General features: G+C 65.0%; 20 protein-coding genes. 6 read left to right on the top strand and 14 right to left on the bottom strand.

Annotation, left to right across the window (positions count from 1 at the left end):
• Window positions 1-36: 36 nt before the first annotated feature.
• From rpoD to ybiB, 10 genes are all read right to left on the bottom strand, one after another.
• Window positions 37-2,247 (bottom strand): RNA polymerase sigma factor RpoD, encoded by a 2,211-nt coding sequence (rpoD, locus tag FBX97_RS12295; protein ID WP_141834384.1) that lies wholly within the window; start codon window positions 2,245-2,247, stop codon window positions 37-39.
• A gap of 270 nt (window positions 2,248-2,517) precedes the next feature.
• Complete coding sequence (gene dnaG, locus FBX97_RS12290) at window positions 2,518-4,320, bottom strand: DNA primase (RefSeq protein WP_141831978.1); 1,803 nt, start codon at window positions 4,318-4,320, stop codon at window positions 2,518-2,520.
• 130 nt (window positions 4,321-4,450) lie between these two features.
• Entirely contained in the window at window positions 4,451-4,900 is a 450-nt protein-coding gene (locus FBX97_RS12285; RefSeq protein ID WP_141831976.1) for a GatB/YqeY domain-containing protein, read from the bottom strand.
• 140 nt (window positions 4,901-5,040) lie between these two features.
• Complete coding sequence (gene rpsU / locus FBX97_RS12280; protein WP_005665410.1) at window positions 5,041-5,253, bottom strand: 30S ribosomal protein S21; 213 nt, start codon at window positions 5,251-5,253, stop codon at window positions 5,041-5,043.
• A 134-nt stretch (window positions 5,254-5,387) separates the two neighbouring features.
• Entirely contained in the window at window positions 5,388-6,599 is a 1,212-nt protein-coding gene (locus FBX97_RS12275) for an NAD(P)/FAD-dependent oxidoreductase (RefSeq protein WP_141831974.1), read from the bottom strand.
• Between the two features lie 81 nt (window positions 6,600-6,680).
• A complete protein-coding gene (locus tag FBX97_RS12270) occupies window positions 6,681-9,284 on the bottom strand; it encodes a collagen binding domain-containing protein (protein ID WP_141831972.1) in 2,604 nt (867 codons plus the stop codon).
• A 141-nt stretch (window positions 9,285-9,425) separates the two neighbouring features.
• Window positions 9,426-10,304, bottom strand: coding sequence for a molecular chaperone (locus FBX97_RS12265; protein ID WP_141831970.1), 879 nt, complete (start codon window positions 10,302-10,304; stop codon window positions 9,426-9,428).
• A gap of 15 nt (window positions 10,305-10,319) precedes the next feature.
• Window positions 10,320-10,814, bottom strand: coding sequence for a DUF4402 domain-containing protein (locus tag FBX97_RS12260; protein WP_185748567.1), 495 nt, complete (start codon window positions 10,812-10,814; stop codon window positions 10,320-10,322).
• A 10-nt stretch (window positions 10,815-10,824) separates the two neighbouring features.
• Window positions 10,825-11,364: a DUF4402 domain-containing protein gene (locus tag FBX97_RS12255; protein ID WP_185748566.1), complete on the bottom strand. Its 540-nt coding sequence runs from the start codon at window positions 11,362-11,364 to the stop codon at window positions 10,825-10,827.
• Between the two features lie 240 nt (window positions 11,365-11,604).
• Entirely contained in the window at window positions 11,605-12,621 is a 1,017-nt protein-coding gene (ybiB, locus tag FBX97_RS12250) for a DNA-binding protein YbiB (protein WP_141831964.1), read from the bottom strand.
• A 149-nt stretch (window positions 12,622-12,770) separates the two neighbouring features.
• On the opposite strand from ybiB, the gene FBX97_RS12245 reads away from it, so the two are divergent.
• The 3 genes from FBX97_RS12245 to FBX97_RS12235 all read left to right on the top strand — a co-directional run bounded on the left by FBX97_RS12245 (window position 12,771) and on the right by FBX97_RS12235 (window position 15,970).
• Complete coding sequence (locus FBX97_RS12245) at window positions 12,771-13,832, top strand: 3-deoxy-7-phosphoheptulonate synthase (RefSeq protein WP_141831963.1); 1,062 nt, start codon at window positions 12,771-12,773, stop codon at window positions 13,830-13,832.
• Window positions 13,833-13,955: 123 nt separating this feature from the next.
• Window positions 13,956-14,993, top strand: a complete 1,038-nt coding sequence (gene tsaD / locus FBX97_RS12240) for a tRNA (adenosine(37)-N6)-threonylcarbamoyltransferase complex transferase subunit TsaD (protein WP_141831961.1) — start codon at window positions 13,956-13,958, stop codon at window positions 14,991-14,993.
• 131 nt (window positions 14,994-15,124) lie between these two features.
• Window positions 15,125-15,970 carry an endonuclease/exonuclease/phosphatase family protein gene (locus tag FBX97_RS12235; RefSeq protein WP_141831958.1) on the top strand — a complete coding sequence of 282 codons (846 nt, stop codon included), beginning with the start codon at window positions 15,125-15,127 and terminating at the stop codon, window positions 15,968-15,970.
• Here FBX97_RS12235 and FBX97_RS12230 read toward each other — a convergent pair.
• The 3 genes from FBX97_RS12230 to ybaK all read right to left on the bottom strand — a co-directional run bounded on the left by FBX97_RS12230 (window position 15,967) and on the right by ybaK (window position 18,057).
• A complete protein-coding gene (locus tag FBX97_RS12230; RefSeq protein ID WP_255517442.1) occupies window positions 15,967-16,614 on the bottom strand; it encodes a DsbA family oxidoreductase in 648 nt (215 codons plus the stop codon). The genes FBX97_RS12235 and FBX97_RS12230 overlap by 4 nt on opposite strands.
• A 232-nt stretch (window positions 16,615-16,846) precedes the next feature.
• Window positions 16,847-17,479, bottom strand: a complete 633-nt coding sequence (gene plsY, locus FBX97_RS12225) for a glycerol-3-phosphate 1-O-acyltransferase PlsY (RefSeq protein ID WP_141831954.1) — start codon at window positions 17,477-17,479, stop codon at window positions 16,847-16,849.
• Window positions 17,480-17,565: 86 nt separating this feature from the next.
• Window positions 17,566-18,057: a Cys-tRNA(Pro) deacylase gene (ybaK, locus tag FBX97_RS12220; RefSeq protein ID WP_141831952.1), complete on the bottom strand. Its 492-nt coding sequence runs from the start codon at window positions 18,055-18,057 to the stop codon at window positions 17,566-17,568.
• Window positions 18,058-18,095: 38 nt separating this feature from the next.
• Between ybaK and FBX97_RS12215 the strand changes: the two genes are divergently transcribed.
• The 3 genes from FBX97_RS12215 to FBX97_RS12205 all read left to right on the top strand — a co-directional run bounded on the left by FBX97_RS12215 (window position 18,096) and on the right by FBX97_RS12205 (window position 23,596).
• Complete coding sequence (locus FBX97_RS12215; RefSeq protein ID WP_141831950.1) at window positions 18,096-19,070, top strand: endonuclease/exonuclease/phosphatase family protein; 975 nt, start codon at window positions 18,096-18,098, stop codon at window positions 19,068-19,070.
• A gap of 136 nt (window positions 19,071-19,206) precedes the next feature.
• A complete protein-coding gene (locus FBX97_RS12210; RefSeq protein WP_255517441.1) occupies window positions 19,207-20,466 on the top strand; it encodes an efflux RND transporter periplasmic adaptor subunit in 1,260 nt (419 codons plus the stop codon).
• Window positions 20,467-20,470: 4 nt separating this feature from the next.
• A complete protein-coding gene (locus FBX97_RS12205) occupies window positions 20,471-23,596 on the top strand; it encodes an efflux RND transporter permease subunit (RefSeq protein ID WP_141831948.1) in 3,126 nt (1,041 codons plus the stop codon).
• A gap of 127 nt (window positions 23,597-23,723) precedes the next feature.
• Here the strand turns inward: FBX97_RS12205 and FBX97_RS29590 are convergent, their stop codons facing one another.
• Window positions 23,724-23,930 (bottom strand): hypothetical protein, encoded by a 207-nt coding sequence (locus tag FBX97_RS29590; RefSeq protein WP_185748636.1) that lies wholly within the window; start codon window positions 23,928-23,930, stop codon window positions 23,724-23,726.
• Window positions 23,931-23,994 lie beyond the last annotated feature (64 nt).

Below are 23,994 nucleotides of genomic sequence, written 5' to 3'. Positions count from 1 at the left end.
CGAGAGCATATTGCCTTAACGTAGGGCCGTCAAGCCTCAGCCGCTGTTACCCTCGAGGAAACTCTTCAGCTTGTCCGAGCGCGACGGGTGACGCAGCTTGCGCAGGGCCTTGGCTTCGATCTGGCGGATGCGTTCGCGGGTGACATCGAACTGCTTGCCGACCTCTTCCAGCGTATGGTCGGTCGACATTTCGATGCCGAAGCGCATGCGCAGCACCTTGGCTTCGCGCGGGGTCAGCGAGTCCAGCACGTCCTTCACGACACCGCGCATCGAGGCGTGCAGCGCGGCGTCCGAAGGCGCCAGCGTGTTATTGTCCTCGATGAAATCGCCAAGATGGGAGTCGTCATCGTCGCCGATTGGCGTCTCCATCGAAATCGGCTCTTTCGCGATCTTCATGATCTTCCGGATCTTGTCTTCCGGCATCTCCATCTTGACCGCGAGGGTTGCCGGATCGGGCTCGGCGCCGGTCTCCTGCAGGATCTGGCGCGAGATCCGGTTCATCTTGTTGATCGTTTCGATCATGTGCACCGGAATACGGATCGTGCGTGCCTGGTCCGCGATCGAGCGGGTGATGGCCTGGCGGATCCACCACGTCGCGTAGGTCGAGAACTTGTAACCACGGCGGTATTCGAACTTGTCCACCGCCTTCATCAGGCCGATGTTGCCTTCCTGGATCAGGTCGAGGAATTGCAGGCCGCGGTTCGTGTACTTCTTGGCGATCGAGATGACCAGGCGCAGGTTGGCCTCGGTCATTTCACGCTTGGCCTTGCGCGCCTTCATTTCACCGGCCGCCATCTGGCGGTTGATGTTGCGCAGGTCCGGCAGCGGCAGCACGACGCGCGCTTGCAGGTCAATTAAACGTTGCTGCAGCTCCTTGATCGTCGGGATATTGCGGCCGAGGATGGCACTGTAGGCGTGGCCGGCGTTGACTTCGGCGTCGACCCACTCCAGGTTCGTCTCGTTGCCCGGGAAGACCTTGATGAAGTGGGCGCGCGGCATGCCGCAGCGGTTCACGGCCACGTCCAGGATCTGCTTCTCGATGTGGCGCACTTCGTCGACCTGGCCGCGCAGGGTGTCGCACAGCTTTTCCACGACTTTCGCCGTGAAGCGGATGCCGAGCAGTTCGTTCGAGATTGCTTCCTGGGCCTTGACGTAGGCGTCGGAGTTGTAGCCCTGCTTTTCATAGGCCTTGCGCATCTTGTCGAATTGCTGGCCGATGAAGCTGAACTTGTCGAGGGCGGCCGTTTTGAGCTGCTCGAGCTGCTCGGCGGAGTAGCCGGCGGCGCCGGAGGCGGCATTGCCCTCTTCTTCCTCTTCACCTTCTTCCTCGTCGTCTTCGTCATCCTCGTCGTCGTCGGACTCGGTGGACGTCGGCGCGACCGCGGTCGGCGAGGTGACTTCGGAAGACTCGTCGTCGACCAGGCCATCGACGATTTCGTCGATCTTGATCTCGTCGGTCTCGATGCGGCGGGCGGCGTCGATGATTTCGTCGATCGTCACCGGACAGGCCGAGATCGCCTGGATCATGTCGCGCAGGCCGTCTTCGATGCGTTTGGCGATTTCGATCTCGCCTTCGCGGGTCAGCAGCTCCACGGAACCCATTTCGCGCATGTACATGCGTACCGGGTCGGTGGTGCGGCCGAAGTCGGAGTCGACGGTCGAGAGCGCCGCTTCGGCGGCGGCCTCGGCTTCGTCGTCGCTGGTGGCATTCGGGACGCTATCGGACAGCAGCAGGGTTTCGGCGTCAGGGGCATGCTCGTAGACGGCGATGCCCATGTCGTTGAAGGTGCCGATGATGCCTTCGATCGCTTCCGGATCGACGACGTTGTCCGGCAGGTGGTCGTTGATCTCGGAATACGTGAGGAAGCCGCGCTCCTTGCCCGACTTGATCAGGGCCTTGAGCTTCTGGCGGCGGATTTCGAGTTCTTCTTCGCTGGCTTCGGTGTCGGACGAGAACGCGTCCTTGAGCAAGGCTTTTTCCTTGGCTTTGCGATCCTTGGCCTTGGCCTTGTCGACCGCCTTCAGTTCGGCGCGTTCGACCGCGTTCAGTGCGGCGACTTCGTCGTTTTCAGGCGTAAATTCCTTGGGCTTGCGGCCGCGCCGTCCCGGTACTTTGACGGACGGCAGCACATAGCCCGACGTGTCGATGGCGGCGAGTGCTTCCGCATCGGTGGTCTGGCTGACAGGCGCAACACCCGCGACGCGGGCTTCCGCCTTGTCTTGCGAATTGTCCGCCTTGGCGGACATCCTGGTGGATTTGGTAGCCACGTTGGTTTCGGGTTTCTTGGTTGGCACAGGCGCTTTCGAAGTCACAAACGACCACTTTACGATGGTTAAAGATAAAGTTTTGTTACCTTACATCCTACCTGCAGGCACAAATCTGTTGCCCCACTAACTGAACCTCCACGCAGGTTTCGAACGAAAAGTCGTTTCAAAGCTTGCAATAGTTAGCGTTTTATTATAGCACGCGCCCCAAGACTTTCCAGTCGAGAACACCCCCACCGTGGCGCCTGCTCGTCAGGCGAATTTGGCCGGGGTGTCATTGGCGGCTTCCCGCATCAAGAGGTCCTGCTGTGCTGTGATTTCGCGATAGCGGGCACTCACCTGATCTGGGGTCAGACCCGACGAAAACAACTGGTTCAACTCCTGTTTTAAGACATCCATCTTGATTTGCCTCACTGCGCTAACGATCCAAACGCGGTCCTGGTCAATATCCGATTCGGGTGAGGAAGCGATCTCGGAAATGAGGCCATCGTACTCGTTGCTCGTCTCTTTCAACTGCTGCGACAGCGCGGCGAAGGTGCCGTTCGCGCCCAGGGCCTGGGCCATCTCGACCAGCTGGCGCAGGCGTTCGCCCGCCTCGCCGCCGAAGTGGTCGAAGGCGCGTTGCGCGGCATCGTCCAGTTCCAGCGAAATGGCGGGATGCGACACCAGGATGCGCATGATCTGCAGCTCCAGTCCGACCGGTTCCGGCCGGCCCTGGCGCGGCGGTGCCTTGCGTGCCACCGATACCGGCTTGGACAACTCGAACAACGCTTCGATCTCCGCCGGCGTTGACGCCGTCAAATTCGCCAGGCCGCGCACGATCTGCAGGCGCAGGGCCGAGGGGGTCATCGATTGCAACAGCGGCTTGGCGTCGAACTGGACGCGGGCGCGCCCTTCCGGCGTGTCGAGGTCGTGCTCGGTGGTGACTTCGCGCAGCAGGAATTGCGACAGCGGCATCGCTTCGTTGATCTCCTGGGCAAATGCCTCGGCGCCAAATTCACGCACATAGCTGTCCGGGTCGTGCTCTTGCGGCAGGAACAGGAACTTGATGGTCTTGTTGTCCGACACCTGCGGCAGGCAGGCTTCCAGTGCGCGCCGGGCGGCGCGGCGGCCGGCCTTGTCGCCGTCGAAGCTGAAGATCACGGTGTCGGTCTGGCGCAGCAGCTTTTGCACGTGGGTGCTGGTGCAGGCGGTGCCGAGGGTCGCGACCGCTTGCGGGAAGCCGAGCTGGGCCAGCGCGACCACGTCCATATAACCCTCGGTGACCAGCACATAGCCGGCGTCGCGGATCGCCTGGCGCGCTTCGAACAGGCCGTACAGTTCGTGTCCCTTCTGGAACAGCGGCGTTTCCGGCGAGTTCAGGTATTTCGGTTCGCCGCCATCCATCACGCGGCCGCCGAAGCCGATCACCTGCCCTTTGGTGTTACGGATCGGGAACATCACGCGTTCGCGGAAGCGGTCGTAGCGTTTCTTGTTGCCGCCGTCTTCGTCGACGCGGTCGATCACCAGGCCGGACTCGACCAGGGCCAGTGCATCGTAGTCGCTGAACACCGAGCGCAGGCTGTCCCAGCCGGACGGCGCATAGCCGAGGCCGAAGCGTGCGGCCACTTCGCCGGTCAGGCCGCGCCCTTTCAGGTAGGCGATCGCGGCCGGGGCCTGGCGCAGCTGGGCGCGGTAGTAGTCGCAGGCCTGGTTCAGCGCGTCGGTCATGGCCATCGATTGCGCCTGCTGGGCAGCGCGCTGTTGCGGTGGGATCTTGTCATCGGCTTCGGGCACGATCATGCCTACGCTTTGTGACAGGTCCTTGACGGCATCGACGAATCCCATGCCCGAGTATTCGATCAGGAAGCCGATCGCGGTACCGTGGGCGCCGCAGCCGAAGCAGTGATAGAACTGCTTGGTCGGGCTGACGGTGAAACTGGGGGACTTTTCGTTGTGGAATGGGCACAGGCCCATGTAGTTGGCGCCGCCCTTCTTGAGCTGGACGTAACGCCCTACCACGTCGACGATGTCGACGCGATTGAGGAGATCAGTAATGAATGATTGCGGGATCACGTGAATAGAACCGTATTTGTCTAAGGTCAGACTATACCGCAGGGCTCGCTACCGGTTGATTTTCGACAAGGCAACGAAGATGCCGGCGCCACGCCGTCGACAACGTGTGGCACCAGCAACAGATGGAACATCAGGCGCCGGCGAGCGCCTTCTTGACCTGGGCCGATACGGCGGTCATGTCGGCGCGGCCAGCCAGCTTCGGCTTCAGCACGCCCATCACCTTGCCCATGTCCTGCGGTCCCGATGCGCCGGTCGCGGCCACGGCGGCGGCAACCTCGGCGGCGACTTCTTCATCCGACAGGCCAGCCGGCATGTAGCCCGTCAGCACGGCCAGTTCGGCTTTTTCGATATCGGCCAGGTCGGCACGGCCGCCGGCTTCGAACTGGGTGATCGAATCCTTGCGCTGCTTGATCATCTTTTCGACGATGGCGACGGTCTGGGCGTCGTCCAGTTCGATGCGCTCATCCACTTCCTTGCGCTTGATTTCGGCGAGGATGAGGCGGATGGTGGCCAGCCTGCCGGCTTCCTTGGCGCGCATGGCGGCTTTCATGTCGTCGCTGATCTGGGTTTTCAAGCTCATGGATTCTTTCTCCGTATTATTTTTGAAGGGGGAAAAGGCAAAACCCGCTGCGGCAACAAACCGGAGCGGGCTTCGTCATATTCAGGCCTGTGATCCGCGACTGGCATCGTGGCCGTCGCCGGAAAGGCAGCTGAACCGAATTAGTACAGTTTCTTCGGCAGTTGCTGGCTGCGGATGCGCTTGTAGTGACGCTTCACGGCAGCTGCCAGCTTGCGCTTGCGCTCTGCAGTCGGCTTCTCGTAGAACTCGCGTGCGCGCAGTTCGGTCAGCAGGCCGGTTTTTTCGATAGTGCGCTTGAAGCGACGCATAGCGACTTCGAACGGCTCGTTTTCTTTAAGGCGGATAGTGGTCATGTAAAAATGAAACCGTTGGATTTAGGGAAGAACGAAATTCTAACAGCTTTTCAAGTTCTGTAAAAGGTTTTCGACCGGCGTGACTGAATTGCTACAAGTATCAGTCTCGCCGTCAAGTCCCCAACGCTAACGGCTTACTCGACGCTGGCGCCGGCCGCGACCCCGGAAGCCCAGGCCCACTGGAAGTTATAGCCGCCGAGCCAGCCGGTGACGTCGACCGTTTCGCCGACGAAGTACAGGCCCGGTACCTGGTTCGCCATCATTGTCTGCTGCGACAGTTCGCGCGTATCGACACCGCCCAGCGTCACCTCGGCCTTGCGGTAGCCTTCCGAGCCGGTCGGCACGATGGCCCAGCGGTTGATCGCGTCGCCCAGCTTGCGCAATTTTGCGTCGGCCATGTCCGCCAGGCGTGCATCGGGTGCAAAACCGTTCGCAACCAATAAACCTTCGGCCAGGCGTGCCGGCAGCCATTGGGACAGGATATTGCCCAGCTGTTTCTTGACGGTCGTCTTGGACGAGATCAGTTCCTCGGCCACATCCAGTTCCGGCAGCAGGTTCAGCACGATCGGCGTGCCCGGCTGCCAGTAGCTCGAGATTTGCAGGATGGCCGGGCCGGACAGGCCACGGTGGGTGAACAGCAGGTCTTCGCGGAAGTGGCCGTATCTGCTGCCCTTCCCTTTCCTGGAGCCCGTTTCGACCTCGACTTCGAGGGCGATGCCGGCCAGCGGCACGAAGGGTTGCCAGCTGGGGCCGTCGAAGGTCAGCGGCACCAGGCCGGGACGGGTCTCGACGATCTTGAGGTCGAACTGCCTGGCGATGCGGTAGCCGAGGTCGGTCGCGCCGATCTTCGGGATCGACAGGCCGCCGGTGGCGACCACGACATTACCGGCGAAGATGGGCTCGCCGTCGGTGGCGATGCGGAACAGGTCGCCGTCCTTGTCGACACCGCTCACCTTGCACGGCATGCGCCAGCTGACGCTGCCGGCGTCGCATTCGGCTTTCAGCATGCGGATGATCTGTTCGGCCGAGTCGTCGCAGAACAGCTGGCCGCGGTGCTTTTCGTGGTACGCGATACGGTGCTTCTTCACCAGCGCCAGGAAGTCCTGGGCCGTGTAGCGCGACAGCGCGCTGCGGCAGAAGTGCGGGTTCTCGGACAGGAAGTTCTGCGGGCCGGCGTTGATGTTGGTGAAGTTGCAGCGGCCGCCGCCGGAGATGCGGATTTTCTCGGCCAGCTTGGCGGCGTGGTCGATCAGCACCACGCGCTTGCCGCGGCTGGCCGCAGTGGCCGCGCACATCATGCCGGCGGCGCCCGCGCCGATCACTGCCACATCATATTGTTTTGCCATCGCTGCCACCCGCACATCCGTTTTGCCGAACCCGTGATTGTAAACGCTGAGCCGTGTTCGGGTAAAACCGGAATCGCCCGCTTACCCTTCTCCGGCAGGCATCACATGGAAGTCGCGGCCATTCAGCACCGTGCCGTCGGGCTTGATTGTGATCAGGTGCGTGCCGGCAGCCGTCAGCCCCAGGCGTTTGAGCTGGTCGGGCGCCACCCTCAGCCAGTAGTCGCCGGGGAGCACGCCGGTGATCACGTAGTACCCATCGGACGCGCTGTTCATGCTGCCCACGACCTTGCCCGTGGCATCCGCCAGCTCCAGGCGCAGGTCGCCGATCGGGCGGCTCTTGCCTTTGGTGACGAAATACGTCGTGCCGTCGATCTCGCCGGTCACGGCCACCGCGAAGTCGACCTGATTGACCTTGCCCGGCCGCGGCACGATGCGCACGCCCCTGGTCTGCGGCTGCCACTGCGGGTCGTCGAGCGTGCCCGGATCCAGCGCCAGGTCGATGTTCTGGTGGGCAGGCAGGCGCGCCAGGTAGGCGATGCCATCGGCGCCGGTGCGCGCCAGCTGGTTGCCACCGTTGATGGTGAAGCCGACGCCTTTGATGGGCTCATCAGTGCCGTCCATCTCGCCGTTCAGGTTCTTGTCGAGAAACACGCGCACCGAGGCCGAGCCCATGTTCGCCATCGGCTGCGCATCGGTCATCATGCGCGCATGGCGCGGCTCCAGCCCCAGCGCCATGAAGAACTGCACGCCGCCGCCGTACGCGTGCCGGGTCGAATAATAAGCGTTGACTCCGAGCCCGTAGCTGCCCAGGCTCTTGTTCAGCGCGCCGTTCAGGCGGGTTTCGCGGGTGTCGAACATGCGGCTCAGGCCCAGGTTCACCAGATAGCCGCCGGTCAGGTAGCGGTCGGCCGAAACGGCAGCGCTGCCCAGCTGCGCCACCGGCTTCAGCAGGTATTGCAGCTGGCCGGTCAGACCGATGCCGGCGACACGGCGACTCACCTGCAGTTGCCCGTTCGCCACCTTGGCACCGTCCAGCGACTGCCAGCGCAGCGCGTTGGTGAGCGCGGTGCCGTCGCGGTAGGCGGATAGCCGCCCCTGCACCAGGACGTTTTCCTTGTGCGAAGCCAGGATGTCGCGCCGCACTTCGAACGAAAGCGGGAAGAACATGCCCGCGCCCGGCGCGACCGCGCCCTCGGCGCGCAGTTCGTCCCGGGTGCGGACCGGGTCAGGGGCCTGGGCGAACACCTCGCTGGTGAAGCCATCGAGGCGGGCGCGGCTGGCCGACAAGGCAAGGTTGCCGACCCGCGTCTTGAGGGCCAGCTGGGCCAGCCTGCCGCCGTCGGCGGCGCGGACCGCGTCGCCGCTCAGGATGAAGGCGCTCAGGTAGCCGCGCAGTCCGAGGTTGGCATAGCCCTGCTCGCTGCCATCGGGCAAAGGCACGCGCTGCCAGCCGCCGGTGGCGTTCAGGTGTTGGCCCAGGCCCCATTCGAACTGGGCCAGGGCGCGCGGGCGTCCGTACTGGTCGCGGTGCGCAGCCACGTCGTAGAACAGCTCGCCGCGCCGCACCGCCGACTCTTCGAGCAGGAAGCTCTGGCGCTCCACCCGCACCTGTCCCAACGGGCCGTGGAACACCAGCCGGAAGTCGTTCGGCCCAAAGGCCAGGCGCTGGTCCGGGAAGCTGTATTTACCGTCGGGGCGCGACTGCTGAAAGCCGACCAGCGCCTCGTTGTAGTACAGCTCGACGTCCCAGCCGGGCGGCAGGTCGCCCTGCAAGGTGTGACGGTCGAAGCTGCTTGGCTGGCTCAATGGCCGGTTGCTGACTGCGATGCCGTTGCCGGTCGCGCTGCTGACCGAAATGTTCGCCATACCCGGCACCGCCACACTGCCGAACAGCGCCGTGCGCGCGCGCAGGGGGCCGAGCAGGCCGCCGCCGGGATCGTTGCGGCCCAGCGTCAGGCGCACGGCAGTCGAGGGATCGACCGAGTTGCGGCTCGCGTACAGCGCCGCTTCCATGCCGAGCAGGTCGGCCGTCAGGTAAGTGGCATACGACGTAGCGGTCGCGCGCCGTCTGCCGGCGCTGCCGTCCGTCGTGATGGACAGGGTCTGGTCGATGAAAGGCAGGCCCGCCACCCGGTACGGCGTCGCCAGACGCGGATAACCGGGATCGGTATACACGCCCTGGCTGCCCGGCAGCTTGCCACGTTGGCGCCGCGCCAGGCGCTCCTGCAGCGGCAGTGGCTCGCGCGGGCGTACCTTGAGGGTCAGGCTGGACATGTCGATATCGAGGTCGACCGGCAGCCAGCGCGCCAGCAGCGTGCTGTCGACATAGATGTCTTCGGCCTCGACCTTGACCTGCGAGCGCTCGAGTTCCTCGCGCTTGCCGCCGCTGTGGACTGCCCCTTCGGGCACGTCGAGGCTGAAGTTGCGATCTTCACGCAGGATGTAGCCGCTGGCACGGCCTTCGTCCGTCACCCGCACCGCCAGGGTCAGCATGCGCGCCAGCTCGCCCAGCGGCAGGAACACATGGCGACCGATTTCATACGCGGTGACGCCGTCGGACAATACCTGGCTGTCAAGGCGTACTTCGAGCAGGATCAGATTGGCTTCGGTTTTCGGCGACGGTTTTGCCGCCGCTGCAGTTGGCGCTGCAGCAGCGGCGACACCCGGCTGAAATGCGGGCAGCATGCCCAGTCCAGCAAGAAGAAAACCGTTTCGGAATACCTGCATGGATCGCCAAAACGCATCGCCGGCCAACCGGCGGCTGGCCCTGCGATACGATGAATTACGCCGCGAAATGACTACGCACGCCCGTTCGCCGATCGGGCGTTACGGCAGTTCCAGATTTGCCTGCGCCAGCAGCGTGCCGCCCGCTTCGGGCCGGTCCCGGTAGGTCACGTCGAGCGTGCCATGCGCCAGCGTCAGTCCTGCCGGCACTTGCAGCTGCAGTGCGGCGTGGCGCACCCGGTTCGGCGTGTACACGGCGATGCCGCCGACCTCGCCCACCGTCTGCGGCTTGCCGCCGCGCGGCGTGAAGGTCACACTCAGGTCGCCATACACCGAGCTGCCGCCTTCGCGCTCGAACTGCAGCTTGAGGACCGGGTGCTGCGCATCCTCCCTCTGCAACGCAAGGTGGCCGAGGCTGACCTTTGCGCTGGCCGCCCCATGGCGCACGATGACCGGCACCGAGGCACCGACCAGGGCATTCAGGACGATACCGATGCCCTTTTCTGCCTGGCCCTGGTGTTCGATGCTGGTGCTGCCTTCGACGTCCGGCAGCTTGTCGAACTGCAGGTGCGAACGGTATTCACCTTCGGCCAGCTCGGCAGGCTTGCGCAGCATCACGCGCACGGTCTGCACGGTGCCTGGTTGCAAGGTGACCTGGCGCGGCGAAAAGCGCAGCATGTCGTTTGCAAAGCGTTCGTCCGGTGCCGGCGTGTCCGCCACTTCGAACTGGCCGGTCTCGGTCATGCGTCGGTTGACCAGCGCAATCCGGTAGGTGGCGGGCTTGCTGCCGTTATTGATCAATTCGATTTGCGCGGCGCGCTGGTTTTTCTCGAACACGATGCGGGTGGGGTACAACATCAGGTCCGCATGCGCCGGCAGGGCCAGCACCAGCAGCAGCCAGGCAAGCAGCGAAGTCAGGATGATGCGCAGCTGCCGGCGCAGCCTACCCGGGGAAACCGGTGCGAACGAAGGGAAAGACATGGCATCCTTTCCAGCTCAATTGAAGTTGACAGTGACGGAAAATGCACCGGAATACGTGCCGGCAGCCTGGGGGGATTTGACGTGCAGGGTGGCGCCGACCGATACGCTGGCGGCAGCGGCCGGAGCAACAAAGGTATCCGCCGCCGGCAAGCTGCGGAAGGCGTCGACCGTCATGGTGCTCGTTACGCCGCCGGTTACGCTGGTGAGCTGGATACTGGGGCTGTTGAACGTGATCACGGCTTGCCTGTTGCCGACGATCCCGCTGACGGTGAAGCTGGCCGGACCGGGGCTGCCGCCATTCAGCACGATGACGCCGTTTCCAGTCGCCCCCGGCACGCCGGGGGCGACGGCCACCGTGCCGGCGCCGACGGCAACGATACGGCCGAAATCGAGGCCCCGTGTATTCGTCACCGTAACCTTCTGGGCGCAGGCTTCGCGCCCGGCAGGCAACAGCAACGCCGGCAGCGATGCGATGCCGGCGATGAGGATGGGACGAGAGACGCGCCGCATCCTCCGCATGTCAGTTGTAGTTGACCGCGACGACGATATCGCCGCTGTAGGTGCCGGCGTTCTGGTTGGCGCCGACCGTCAGGATGCCGCCGACGTAGATCGATTGGGCGCCGTTGGACAGGGTGCCGGTGGTGACGGTGCCGCTGGTCTTCGCGCTGGCGCTGGTGTCGCTGATGGGGGCGAAGGCCATGCTGTCGCTCCCGCTGGTGAGCGTGCTGGCGGTGCCGGTCATATCGATCGCATAAGTCAGATTGCCCGAACCGGTCACGTCGAACTTTGCGGCAGCAGGGGTACCGCCGGTGGCGACCGTACCGCCGCCGACAGTGCGCGTGCCACCCGGGGTGAGCGTCACCGTACCCGCGCTGGCTCCCCCTGCGATGGAGCCGAACGACAGGTCGACCGCCTTGCTCACGGCGATCGGCGCGACGACGGTGCTGTTTGCGGTCGCGGTCGCGTTGTTGGCGGCCATCGTATGACCGGTTGCGGCGATTGCCATTGCCATCAAAGCCAGTTTTAAACCATGTGCGGTGAAGCGGACTTGCTTGTTCATTGGTCTTCCTTCCGATTGAATAACTGGCATGGGAAAGGCCGGCGAGCTTGGCATTCGTACCGGCAGCGTGTTTCGCAGAGGAAACCTTATACTTTCCTGCCGGCATCGCCTTGCTATTTCGCAAGGCAATCGAATCCAGTATTCGAACAAGGTGAAGAAAGACTTCCGCCTTCGAAGCGGAACAGGTGGGAGGCAGGCGGGAGGGTGCGGCGCCGACAGAAGCCGGCGCCGCTGAAGGCGTTATTGCGTGGTAGTGCGCAGCGTCCTTGCCACGCGCACGCACTGCGCAACCTGGGCCGCGATCGGCGGCGGCACGGGTTGTTCCCCGCGCAGGGCGCGCAGGATCCAGTCGGCGGTGGCGGCGGCATCGCGGCCGTCCGGGGCGGCTGCCAGCTCGTCGGCCGGCGCGTCGCGCTCGACCAGCAGGGTTTTCTGGCCGGCGTGGAACCAGTTGATTTCCTGGGCCCGGTTGGCGTTGGCCACCGTCTCGCCTTCGGTGCCGCGCATCAGGAAGGCGTCGCCCCTGGCGTGCGGCGCGGCCGTGCCGAAGTACTCGCTCAGCATGCCCAGGTATTCAGGGTGCGTGTACGAGACCAGGCGCAGCGCCGGGCCGTCGAAGGGCTGCAGGATTTTCACCAGGGTGTGCGTCGAATTGCGCACGCCGAGGATGCGGCGCAGCGACAGCTGGTGCGCTAGCTGCGGCGCCAGGCGCTCGATCGGCATGAAGCACGGCTTGCCGGCCGCGAAGGCGTCGAGCATGTCGGCAGTCGAGCCGGTCGGGCCGATGCCGAGTTCGGCGAAGATTTCGAAGGTCGTGACGCGGCCCGGGTCCTGCTGGACGCCGTGCACCAGCACCGGCACGCCCTCGCGCGCCAGCAGCAGCGCCAGCAGCGGGGTCAGGTTGGCGAGCTTGCGCGCGCCGTTGTAGCTGGGGATCAGCACCGGCGCGAATTCGCCCGGCGGCGCAGGGAGCGGCGCGAACGAGGCTTCGGCGGCGTCCATGAAGCCGGCGATCTCGTCGACGGATTCGCCCTTGATGCGCATCGCCAGCAGGATGCCGCCCAGTTCCAGGTCGGACACGCGCCCGTCCAGCATGGCGCCGTACAGCAGGCGGGCATCGTCGCGCGACATGCTGCGCGCGCCTTTCACGCCGCGGCCGATTTCCTTGATGAAGCGGGCCGCCGGGAATGGTTGCAACTGCGGTTGCAACTGCGGTTCCCGTTGCGGGTCGGTGGTCGTTTGATGATTGGTTTCCATGGACAGGAGAATACCATTGCGCGCAATGGCTGGCGCGTCCGCTCGATGTTGCTACTGGGCAAATTATCTGCGGAATTTGTGTGCAGTCCGCTGCATGCCTGCCGATTTCCGGCTAGACTGGTCAATCCTTCAGGAAAGAATGCCATGCCATGCTGATCACGCCCGATATCGAAAATACCAATGTCACCTCGTTCGCGACGATGCCGTCGCCTGTCGAGCTGCATAAAAAACTGCCGCTCACGGACAAGGCCTTCACCACCGTGATGAAGGGCCGCGAGACCCTCCGTAACATCCTCGACCGCAAGGACAAGCGCCTGTTCGTGGTCGTCGGCCCCTGCTCGATCCACGATCCGGTCGCCGGCCTGGATTATGCGCGCCGCCTGAAGGCGCTGCAGGCCGAAGTCGCGGACACGATGGTGCTGGTGATGCGCGTGTACTTCGAAAAGCCGCGCACCACCACCGGCTGGAAGGGCTACATCAACGATCCGTTCATGGACGATTCCTTCCGCGTCGACGTCGGCATGGAGCGCGCGCGCCAGTTCCTGCTGGATGTGTGCGAACTCGGCCTGCCGACCGCCACCGAGGCGCTCGATCCGATCTCGCCGCAATTCCTGGGCGATCTGATCGCCTGGACCGCGATCGGCGCGCGCACCACCGAATCCCAGACCCACCGCGAGATGTCGTCGGGCCTCTCCACCCCGGTCGGCTTCAAGAACGGCACCGACGGCGACGTCGAGATCGCGATCAATGCCGTGCTGTCGTCCTCGAGCCCGCACTCCTTCCTGGGCATCAACGACCAGGGCACGGTGTCGATCGTGCGCACCAGCGGCAACGCCTACGGCCACGTGGTGCTGCGCGGCGGCGGCGGTCGTCCGAACTACGATTCGGTGTCGGTGACGATCGCCGAGCAGGCGCTGACCAAGGCCAAGCTGCCGACCAACCTGGTGGTCGACTGCTCGCACGCCAACAGCTACAAGAAGCCGGATCTGCAGCCGCTGGTGATGTCGGACGTGATCCAGCAGATCAGGCACGGCAACAAGTCCCTGGTCGGCGTGATGATCGAATCGAACATCGTCAGCGGCAACCAGCCGATTCCGAGCGACCTGTCGCAGCTGAAGTATGGCTGCTCGGTGACCGATGGCTGCATCGGCTGGGAAGATACCGAGGCGATGCTGCGCAGCGCGCACCAGGAACTGCTGCAGCGGCCCTGAACCTTGGATCGCAGGGTGGACACCCCGTCCACCCTGCTGCATGCAACACATCCGAGCAGGCCGTTCGCGCCTGCTTTACAATGGCGGATTACGCTTTACGTCCACCATTCTCTTTATCTCCCCATGATTGTCCTCGGCGTCGAATCCTCCTGCGATGAAACCGGCCTGGCTCTGTACGACACCGAGCGCGGCCTGCTGTCCCATGCCCTGCATTCGCAGGTCGCGATGCACGAGGAGTACGGCGGCGTGGTGCCCGAACTGGCCTCGCGCGACCACATCCGGCGCGCCCTGCCGCTGCTGGAACAGGCGCTGAACAAGGCCGGCGTCGCCAAGCAGGACATCGATGCCATTGCCTACACCCAGGGACCGGGCCTGGCCGGCGCGCTGCTGGTCGGCTCCTCGGTCGCCTGCAGCCTGGGCCTGGCGCTGGATAAACCCGTGCTCGGCGTGCACCACCTGGAAGGCCACCTGCTGTCGCCGCTGCTGGCCAGCGAGCGCCCCGAATTCCCCTTCATCGCGCTGCTGGTGTCCGGTGGCCACACACAGCTGATGCGGGTCGACGGCGTCGGCCGCTACACCCTGCTGGGCGAGACCCTCGACGATGCCGCCGGCGAAGCCTTCGACAAATCCGCCAAGCTGCTCGGCCTCGGGTATCCGGGCGGGCCGGCGATCTCGCGCCTGGCCGAATTCGGCGATCCGGACGCCTATAAACTGCCACGCCCGATGCTGCATTCGAAGGATTTCAACTTCAGCTTCTCGGGCCTGAAGACCGCGGTACTGACCGTGGTGAAGAACCGCGAGGGTGGCATGGCGAATATCTGCGAACAGGACAAAGCCAACATCGCGCGCGGCTTCGTCGATGCGATCGTCGACGTGCTCACCGCGAAGTGCGTGTCGGCGCTCAAGCACACCGGCCTGAAGCGGCTGGTGATCGCCGGCGGCGTCGGCGCCAACCGCCAGCTGCGCGCCTCGCTGGATGCCGCGGCCGCCAAGAAGAAGTTCAAGGTGTATTACCCGGAGCTGGAATTCTGCACCGACAATGGCGCGATGATCGCGTTTGCCGGGGCCCTGCGCCTGCAGCTGAATCCGGATGCCGCCCAGCGCGACTACGGCTTCAACGTGCGTCCGCGCTGGCCGCTGGACGAGATCGAAGCGGCCTGACACCGTCTTGACACCGTCCCGGCCGCAGCTTGCCGGGATTGAACTTGCTAGCCTGTCATCGATCCTACCGTGTGACCGGCGATAGCCAAAGGATGGCAATATCGGGCCGTTGAGTTTTACGGAGGTGCTGCATGCGCGTAGTAAGCTGGAATATTCACTGGGGCTGTGGAAAGGACGGGCGCATCCGGATCCACGCTGTGATCGATGTTCTACGCAAGCTGAATCCCGACGTCATCTGCCTGCAGGAAGTGGCAGGCAATCATCCCGAACTCGAAGGCAGTGCAACCGCCAGCCAGTTCAAGCAGCTGGCCGGTGCATTCGGCGGCTATCACATGATCGAGCAGGCACCGAGCGAGATCTACAAGAACAACCTGCCGCGCCAGTTCGGCAATATCCTGCTGTCCAAATACCGCATCACCCAGGCCCAGCGCCACATGCTGCCGTGGCCGGCCGATCCCGAGCATCCGTCCGGCATGCCGCGCGGGATGATCGAAACCGTGCTCGAAGCGCCCGGCGGCAAGCTGCGCGTGCTGACCACCCACCTCGAATATTATTCGCCGCTGCAGCGCCGCGCCCAGGTGCGCCGCATCCGCGAACTGCACCGCGAAGCCTGCGCCCGCGCCCGCATCTACCAGTCCGAGCCCGATCTCGATCCGCCCTTCCAGCTGGGCTTTCGTCCGGGCAGCGCGATCTTTTGCGGCGACTTCAATTTTGCGCCGGATGCCGAGGATTACCAGGAGCTGGTGGCACCGGTCGAACCCGATACGCTGCGCCTGCTAGATGCCTGGCGCGTCCGCCACGGCGACATGGCGCGCGCGCCGACCGCCGGGCTGCACGGTTTTCCGTGGCCGGAACGGCCGGCGTGCTACGACTATTTCTTCGTCACCGAAGACCTGGCGGCGCGCGTGAACGAAGTGAACGTGCAGTCCGAGACGGCGGTCTCGGACCATCAGCCCATTGTGCTGGACCTGGTTTAAGCCATCGCTTCTTCGCGGGCGATCTTTCTTAACGCCTGCTCGAACACCTCGGGCGGTTGTCCACCCGAGATCAGGTGGCGCTGGTTGATGACGATCGCCGGCACCGAGCGGATACCGGCACGCTGCCAATAGTATTCGGCCTGGCGCACCTCGTCGGCATAGGTATTCGATTCCAGCACCTGGCGCGCCGCATCCTGGTCGAGACCGACCTCGCCCGCCACCCGCAGCAGCACCTCGTGCGAGCCCGGGTTTTCGCCCTTCGTGAAATACGCTTCGAACAGCTTTTCCTTGAGTGCCTTCTGGCCGGCGGGCTGGGTTGCGGCCCAGTGCAGCAGGCGGTGCGCGTCGAAGCTGTTATAGATGCGGCCGCGCGCGCTCATGTCGAAGGTAAAACCGAGGTCGGCGCCGCGCTGGCGGATCATCTCGCGCGACTTGTCCTGCTGTTCCTGGCTGGATCCGTATTTTTCCGCGATGTGTTCGAAGATGTCCTGGCCGTCCGGCCCCATGCCCGGGTTCAGTTCGAAGGGCTGGAAGTGCATGTCGACCTCGATTTCGTCCTGCAGGTTCGCCAGCGCTTTCTCCAGCGATTTGAGGCCGATCACACACCACGGGCACGACACATCCGATACAAAATCGATTCTCATCTGCTGACTCACGACTCACCACCTTCCATTTATTACATTTACGATTGCCTATCTTGACACATTGTCAGAAAGGCGTCAGCGCGCCTACCGAAATACCGAAAATGCGTGCTTGAGGGCACAATCCTGCAGCGGGGTCGGCACGGAATCTGAGCAATTCGCGGCCAGATGTGCTTCGGGGCCAGAGCCCACCAAAGTGCCCTGACCCCGAATCGTGCGCTGCCTCAGAATTGGCTTATTTCTTTTTGGTAGCGGCCTTGGCGGCGGCGGATTTGCTGCCGATGCGCGATTCCTTGCCGGCGATGAGGTTGGCGATGTTGCCGCTGTGGCGCCAGAGCAGCAGTGCGCTCATGACGATCACGGCGAACAGTTTTTCGTCGGCGCCGAACAGCAGGCCGTAGTAGAACGGGGCGAACACCGCGGCCACCAGCGCCGCCAGCGACGAGTAGCGGAAGGCATAGGCCACCACCAGCCAGGTAACCAGGGTCGCCAGGCCGAGCCAGGGATTCAGGCCGAGCAGCACGCCGAGCGCGGTGGCCACGCCCTTGCCGCCGACGAAGCGGAAGAACACCGGCCACAGGTGGCCCAGGAACACCGCGATCGCGACCAGCGCCACGGTGCCGTCGCCGAAATCGAACTGCTCGCTGAAGTGAATCGCCAGCCACACCGCCAGCCAGCCCTTGGCGCAATCGCCGATCAGGGTCGCGATCGCGGCCTTCTTGCTGCCGCTGCGCAGCACGTTGGTGGCGCCCGGGTTCTTCGAACCGTAGGTGCGCGGGTCGGACAGGCCGAAGGCGCGGCTCGCCACGACGGCGAAGGAAATCGAGCCGATCAGGTAGGCTGCGATGGTGAAGATGATTGTATACATGTGTCTCTTTCTTTATCCCCAAGCCGGCGCTACGGGGGAGGCCGGCGCGTGACTATACACCATGGCTTATGCCCGGCGGCAAGCCTTTACTCCGCCAGCGCACAATGCACAGTCCGCGCCTTCAGCACGTCGACCAGCACCTGCGGCGCGATCCCGACCAGGAAACCGCGCCGCCCGCCATTGATATAGATTTTGTCGAGCTCGAGGATGGATTCCTCGACGTACACCGGCATCGCCTTGCGGATGCCGAACGGCGAGGTGCCGCCCACCAGGTAGCCGGAATGGCGCTGCGCCACCTCGGGCTTGCACGGCTCGACCGACTTGCACGGGATCGCGCGCGCCAGGTTCTTGGTCGATACCTTGCAGTCGCCATGCATCAGCACGATCAGCGGGCGCGCCGCCTCGTCCTGCATCACCAGGGTCTTGACGACGTCGTGTTCGGGCACGCCGAGCGCGCGCGAGGAGACCGCCGTACCGCCGTGTTCTTCGTATTCATAGGGGTGCTCGGAAAAGACCACACCCTGCTTGCGCAGGAACTGGGTGGCGGGCGTTTCGGAGATGTGCTCTTTCTTGGCCATGCGTGTTACGCTAAAAGCAAACGGAGGAGTTTCTGATTATGCAGCAAGAAATTCGCTTTGCCACCTTTAATGTCTATAACCTGGCCCCGGCGGGCGCCCGGCTCTATGACAACCTGGCGCCCTACACGCCCGAGGAGACCGAAGCGAAGATCGATTGGACCGCGCGCCAGCTCGACACGCTGAATGCCGACGTGATCGGCTTCCAGGAGGTGTTTTCGCAGGCGACGCTGGCCGAGGTACTGTCGCGTACGCGGCGCTACCGCGAGGCGCTGCATATCGGCTTCGATCCCGACCCCGGCGCCGACAAGCTGACGCCGAGCGTGGCCCTGGTGTCGCGCCTGCCGCTGGCGGCGGCGCCGGAACCGCTGCCCTATTTTCCTGCCGGGATCGCGATGCCGCCCGGGAACCGCGACCCGGAGCGCTTCACCCGCCCGCCGCTGCACGCCCAGATCGAGCTCGCGCCCGGGCTGGTGGCCGACGTGCTGGTGGTGCACCTGAAGTCGCGCCGCCCCGATTACCGCACCGGCGACACCGGCGACGATCCGCAGCTGTTCGCGCTGGCTTCGCTGCGCTCGCTGATCCGGCGCGGCACCGAGGCGGCGGCGCTGCGCGTGATCCTGTCGCGCCTCGGCCGCGAACACCACCGCCCGCGCATCGTGCTGGGCGACTTCAACGACGTCGCCGACGCCGTCACCACCGGCATCGTGCTCGGCATCGGCGGTCCGGCCGGCGACCGCCTGTACGACGCCTGCGGCATGCAGCGGCGCCAGGACCGCGTGCGCCACGTCGGCTTTTCGAACCTGCACGAGGGGCAGTACACGACTATCGACCATATCCTGGTATCGAGCGAGTTCAATCCCGAGCTGCCGGGGGCGCTGGGGGAAATCGCCGACGTCGTGTACCTGAACGACCACCTCGACCTGGGCCTGCCGGAAGCGTCGGACCACGGGCAGGTGCTGGCCAGGCTGCGCCTGTTCGAGCGGGTCGAAGGGGAACCCGAGGGCGATGGCTGAGCCGGCAACGCCCACGCCGCCTTTTTCACCATTCAGCGGTCCTTTTTCACCGCTCGTCGCATTCCGATAGCTGTTCGTCATCCCCTTCCCTACCATGCCTTCATGCGCATGGAGCTCCATCCCTCCGACGGAACACGTGCGCTCCCCTTCCAACGCGCTCAACAAGAACGAGGCCATGAAGATCGAGACGCTCCCCCTGTCGCCGGCCGAGCCGGCCGCAAGCACCGTGCCCCATCAACGCCGCCGCGCCGCCATCGGCCTGGCGGCCGTGCTCCTTGCCGGCGCCGCCGGCGGCTACGCCTGGACCCAGCGCGCGGCGGCCCCCGCCCAGCCCGCGCCCGGCGCCGCCGCCAAGGCGGACAAGGAGTCCGTGCACGAACTGTCGAAGCGCGACATCGCCGTGGTCGAGGCGCGTCCGCTGGCGGTCACCCTGCCCCTGTCCGGGTCCTTGATCCCGCTGGCCCAGGCGACCGTGAAATCGAAGGTGTCGGGCGTGGTGCTGGCCACCACCGTACAGGAAGGGATGCGGGTCGCCGCCGGCCAGGTGATCGCCCGCCTCGACGACGCCGAAGCGCGCGCCCGCGTGGCCCAGCAGCAGGCGCTGCTGGCCGACGCCAACGCGCGCCTGACACTGGCGAAGAAGAACCAGGCCAACAGCGCAGCCCTGCTGCAGCAGAAGTACATCGCCCAGAGCGCCTACGACACGAGCTCGAATGCGGTCGACCTGGCCCAGGCCGCGGTCGATGCCGCCCGCGCCCAGCTCGACCTGGCGCGCATCGCGCTGGCGGACACGGTGATCCGCGCGCCGCTGTCGGGCGTGGTCAGCAAGCGCCATGTGCAGGCCGGCGAAAAGCTGTCGCCGGACAGCCCGGTGTTTTCCATCGTCGACCTGCAGCATCTGACCCTGGACGCCCAGGTGCCGGCCTCCGACATCCCGCGCATCAAGGTGGGCCAGGAAGTGCAGTTCCGCGTCGACGGCTTCGGCGAGCGCAACTTCGCCGGCAAGGTGGTGCGCATCAACCCGTCCACCGAAGCCGGCTCGCGCGCCATGCTGGTGTATATCGGCGTCGACAATCCGGATGGCCTGCTGCGCGCCGGCATGTTCGCGAAAGGCGCGGTGACGACCGAGAAATCGGCAGCGCACGCGCTGCTGCCTTTGAGCGCCGTGCGTACCGGAGAAGGAGAACTGCGAGGCGAGGACGTGGTGTACCGCGTCGACGGCGGCAAGGTCGTGGCGCAGCCGGTGAAACTCGGCCTGCGCAACCAGGACGAAGGCCTGGTCGAAGCGCTCGACGGCATCCAGGCCGGCGCCACCGTGCTGGCCCTGCCGCTGGACGGCGTCAAACCCGGCCACCGCGTCAAGCTGCCCACCGCCACCACCGCTGCGAAAGGCTGACCCCATGTGGATGACCCGCGTCAGCATCAAGCACCCGGTGTTCGCGACCATGGTGATGGTCGGCCTGATGGTGCTCGGCCTGTTTTCCTACCGTGGCCTGGGCGTGGAAAACATGCCCAACGTCGAGATCCCGGCCGTGTTCATCGAGACCCAGTACCCGGGCGCCTCGCCCGAGCAGGTCGAGAACGACGTCACCCGCCCGATCGAGGAAGCGGCGAATACCGTCGGCGGCATCAAGGCGATCCGCAGCTCTTCCTTCGAGGGCCGGTCCGGGGTCGGCGTCGAATTCCAGCTGACCGTCAACATGGACCGCGCCGTCCAGGAACTGCGCGACCGCATCAGCACCGTGCGCGGCGGCTTCCCGCGCGAAGTCAAGGAGCCGGTGGTCTACCGCCAGGAAGGCGACAATGCGCAACCGGTGCTCCAGCTTTCCTTGAGCTCGCACGAACGCAGCCTGCGCGACCTGACCATGCTGACCGACCAGGTCATCGTCAAGCGCCTGCAGGCAGTGGCCGGCGTCGGCCAGGTCCGCGTCAACGGCAAGCAGAACCGGCAAGTCCTGGTCGACATCCGTCCGGACCAGCTGCGCAGCCTGAACGTCGGCATCGACGAAGTCATGGCCGCGATCAGCGCCACCAACGCCAACCTGCCGGCCGGCCGCGTCAGCCGCGGCGAGCGCGAGAACCTGGTGCGCATCGAAGGCAAGATGAAGGCAGCGCGCGACTTCAACCGCATCATCGTGGCCCAGCGCGCCAGCGGCCCGGTCTACCTGGAACAGGTGGCCCGGATCTCGGACGGCGCCGCGGAAGAGGACTCGATCTCGCGCGTGAACGGCGAACGCGCCATCTCGCTGGAAATCGCCAAGGTCCAGGATGCCAACACGGTTGCGGTGGGCACGGGCGTGCGGGCGGCGATCGAGGCGATGAAGGACAGCCTGCCCAAGGATATCCGCTTCACCGTCCTGGACGACCAGGCCAAGACCGTGCAGGGCCAGCTCGACAACGTCAAGGACACCATCATCGAAGGCGCGATCCTGACCATGGTGATCGTGTTCCTGTTCCTGCACTCCTGGCGCAGCACCATCATCACCGGCCTGACCCTGCCGATCTCGGTGCTGGCCAGCTTCATCGCCATGAAGTACTTCGGCTTCACGCTGAACTTCCTGACCCTGATGGCGCTGTCGCTGTCGATCGGCCTGCTGATCGACGACGCCATCGTGGTACGCGAGAACATCGTGCGCCATCTCGGCATGGGCAAGAACCACGTGCGCGCCGCCGAGGATGGCACCAACGAGATCGGCCTGGCGGTGATGGCCACCACGTTTGCCATCGTCGCCGTGTTCGTGCCGATCGCCTTCATGCAGGGCATCATCGGCCGCTTCTTCCTGCAGTTCGGCATCACGGTGGCGGTGGCGGTGCTGGTCTCGCTGTTCGTCAGCTTCACGCTCGACCCGATGCTGTCCTCGGTATGGCCGGACCCGGCCAAAGACCGTTTCAAGTATGTGCCCTGGCTGGGCCGCCTGACGGCGCGCATCGACCGCGGCATCGAGCACGTGCACGGCTGGTACGCCAAGGTGCTCGGCTTCGCGCTGGCCTGGCGCAAGTCGACCCTGCTGCTCGCCTTCGCCCTGTTCGCCGGCAGCCTGCTGCTGGTGCCGAAGATCGGCGGCGAGTTCACGCCCCAGGTCGACAACGGCTTCATCCAGCTGCGCTTCAAGACCCCGGTCGGCTCCAGCCTCGACTACTCCGACGCCAAGCTGCGCCAGATCGAGACCGCGCTCGGCGAATTCAAGGAAATCGACAGCATGTCGACCATCGTCGGCTCCTGGGAAGGCCGCAATTACTCGCAGGTCAACCTGAAGCTGACGGACGTGCACACGACGCACCGCCGCTCGCAGCAGGAACTGGAACAGGTGATCCGCGACCGCCTGTCCTCGATCGCCGGCGTCACCCTCACCGTGGGCGAGCGCCCGATCTTCATCGCCATCCTCGGCAACGACGACGCCAAGCTGGATGCCGTCGCACACCGGCTGATGGACAAGATGGCAGCGATCAAGGGCGTGGCCGATATCGAATACAGCCAGGAAGGCGCGAATCCGGCCACGCTGGTGAAAATCAACCACGAACTGGCGCGCGACCTCGGGCTGTCGGTGCAGCAGATCGGTGCCTCGCTGCGGCCCTTCGTCGCCGGCGACCAGACCAACCGCTGGCTGGCCCCGGACGGCCAGAACTACGAGGTCAACGTGCAGCTGCCGAAGACCGGCCGCCAGAAGATCGCCGACCTGGGCGACCTGGCGGTGGCCTCGAGCCGCCTGGACGCGGCCGGCAACCCGATCATGGTGCCGCTGCGCCAGGTGGTGGAGTTCGTGCCCGCGACAAGCCCGCAGGTGCTCAAGCGCCAGGCCCTGCAGCGCCGCGTGGCGGTCTACGCCGGCCTGGACGGCCGGCCGCTGGGCGACGTGATGAGCGAGGTGCGGCAGGCCATGAAGTCGATCGAGATGCCGGACGGCGTGCGCTTCGACGTCGGTGGCCGCGCCGAGCAGATGGACGAGACCATGGCCGGCTTCGGCGTGGCGCTCGGCATCGCGGTGATCTTCATCTACCTGGTGCTGGCCTCGCAGTTCGGCAGCTTCCTGCAGCCGATCGCGATCATGGTGTCGCTGCCGCTGTCCTTGATCGGCGTGCTGGTGGCGCTGCTGGTCACCAAGACCACGCTCAACATCTTCTCGGTGATCGGGGTGGTAATGCTGATGGGCCTGGTGACCAAGAACGCGATTTTGCTGGTGGACTTCGCCAACCACGGCCAGCGCGAAGGCAAGTCCCAGTTCGCGGCCCTGATGGAAGCCGGCCAGGTGCGCCTGCGCCCGATCCTGATGACGACGCTGGCGATGATCTTCGGGATGCTGCCGATGGCGATCGGCATGGGCGAAGGCGGCGAGACCCAGGCGCCGATGGGACGGGCGGTGATCGGCGGCGTGATCACCTCGACCCTGCTGACGCTGGTGGTGGTGCCGGTGGCTTACACTTACCTGGATGCGCTGGGCAAGCGGGCCGTGCGCTGGTTCCGGCGGCATGAGGAGCATGCTGCCGCAGACGAGGGTGCTGCGGGTGGGGAACAGCAAACTGCGTAATTTTCCGCGTTAGCTCCAAAACCGTCGCCCCTGCGCAGGCAGGGGCCCAAGTTCGACGCGGGCCGCCAGCATATGCGGCTGATTGCTCGCAAAACTTGGGCCCCTGCCTTCGCAGGGGCGACGCTCTTCAAGCCGGATCCCGCTCCCCCTGCCCCACCGGCTCCGCCTCGACCTGAGCGTCCGAACCTTCCGAAGCCTCCCCAACCGCCTCGCCCGCCTCCCCGGGCGCCTTGTGCAGCTTGGCCTCCAGCTTGCGCTTTGCCTTCTCGTCCGCCTTGCGCTTCTTTTCCAACTCGCGCTGCCGCTTCTCGTACTGGAAATTCGTCCTGGGCATAATCACCTCGAGCATGTCAATGGGACCCGGTTGGGAAAACTCCTACCGAACCATTATGGGGCAC

The organism is Herbaspirillum sp. SJZ107 (assembly GCF_006715485.1).
In the GTDB taxonomy this organism is placed as follows: Bacteria; Pseudomonadota; Gammaproteobacteria; order Burkholderiales; family Burkholderiaceae_D; genus Telluria.
This window is presented reverse-complemented; position numbering and strand designations above follow the sequence as displayed.

What these genes read in the sequence shown, in the direction of transcription:
- rpoD (WP_141834384.1), bottom strand. Translation starts at nt 2,247, where the DNA reads ATGTCCGCCAAGGCGGACAATTCGCAAGACAAGGCGGAAGCCCGCGTC.
- ybaK (WP_141831952.1), bottom strand. Translation starts at nt 18,057, where the DNA reads ATGGCCAAGAAAGAGCACATCTCCGAAACGCCCGCCACCCAGTTCCTG.
- FBX97_RS12235 (WP_141831958.1), top strand. Translation starts at nt 15,125, where the DNA reads ATGCGCGTAGTAAGCTGGAATATTCACTGGGGCTGTGGAAAGGACGGG.
- FBX97_RS12215 (WP_141831950.1), top strand. Translation starts at nt 18,096, where the DNA reads ATGCAGCAAGAAATTCGCTTTGCCACCTTTAATGTCTATAACCTGGCC.
- FBX97_RS12285 (WP_141831976.1), bottom strand. Translation starts at nt 4,900, where the DNA reads ATGAGCTTGAAAACCCAGATCAGCGACGACATGAAAGCCGCCATGCGC.
- rpsU (WP_005665410.1), bottom strand. Translation starts at nt 5,253, where the DNA reads ATGACCACTATCCGCCTTAAAGAAAACGAGCCGTTCGAAGTCGCTATG.
- tsaD (WP_141831961.1), top strand. Translation starts at nt 13,956, where the DNA reads ATGATTGTCCTCGGCGTCGAATCCTCCTGCGATGAAACCGGCCTGGCT.
- FBX97_RS12255 (WP_185748566.1), bottom strand. Translation starts at nt 11,364, where the DNA reads ATGAACAAGCAAGTCCGCTTCACCGCACATGGTTTAAAACTGGCTTTG.
- FBX97_RS29590 (WP_185748636.1), bottom strand. Translation starts at nt 23,930, where the DNA reads ATGCCCAGGACGAATTTCCAGTACGAGAAGCGGCAGCGCGAGTTGGAA.
- ybiB (WP_141831964.1), bottom strand. Translation starts at nt 12,621, where the DNA reads ATGGAAACCAATCATCAAACGACCACCGACCCGCAACGGGAACCGCAG.
- FBX97_RS12205 (WP_141831948.1), top strand. Translation starts at nt 20,471, where the DNA reads ATGTGGATGACCCGCGTCAGCATCAAGCACCCGGTGTTCGCGACCATG.
- FBX97_RS12260 (WP_185748567.1), bottom strand. Translation starts at nt 10,814, where the DNA reads ATGCGGCGCGTCTCTCGTCCCATCCTCATCGCCGGCATCGCATCGCTG.
- FBX97_RS12275 (WP_141831974.1), bottom strand. Translation starts at nt 6,599, where the DNA reads ATGGCAAAACAATATGATGTGGCAGTGATCGGCGCGGGCGCCGCCGGC.
- FBX97_RS12270 (WP_141831972.1), bottom strand. Translation starts at nt 9,284, where the DNA reads ATGCTGCCCGCATTTCAGCCGGGTGTCGCCGCTGCTGCAGCGCCAACT.
- FBX97_RS12245 (WP_141831963.1), top strand. Translation starts at nt 12,771, where the DNA reads ATGCTGATCACGCCCGATATCGAAAATACCAATGTCACCTCGTTCGCG.
- FBX97_RS12230 (WP_255517442.1), bottom strand. Translation starts at nt 16,614, where the DNA reads ATGAGAATCGATTTTGTATCGGATGTGTCGTGCCCGTGGTGTGTGATC.
- FBX97_RS12265 (WP_141831970.1), bottom strand. Translation starts at nt 10,304, where the DNA reads ATGTCTTTCCCTTCGTTCGCACCGGTTTCCCCGGGTAGGCTGCGCCGG.
- plsY (WP_141831954.1), bottom strand. Translation starts at nt 17,479, where the DNA reads ATGTATACAATCATCTTCACCATCGCAGCCTACCTGATCGGCTCGATT.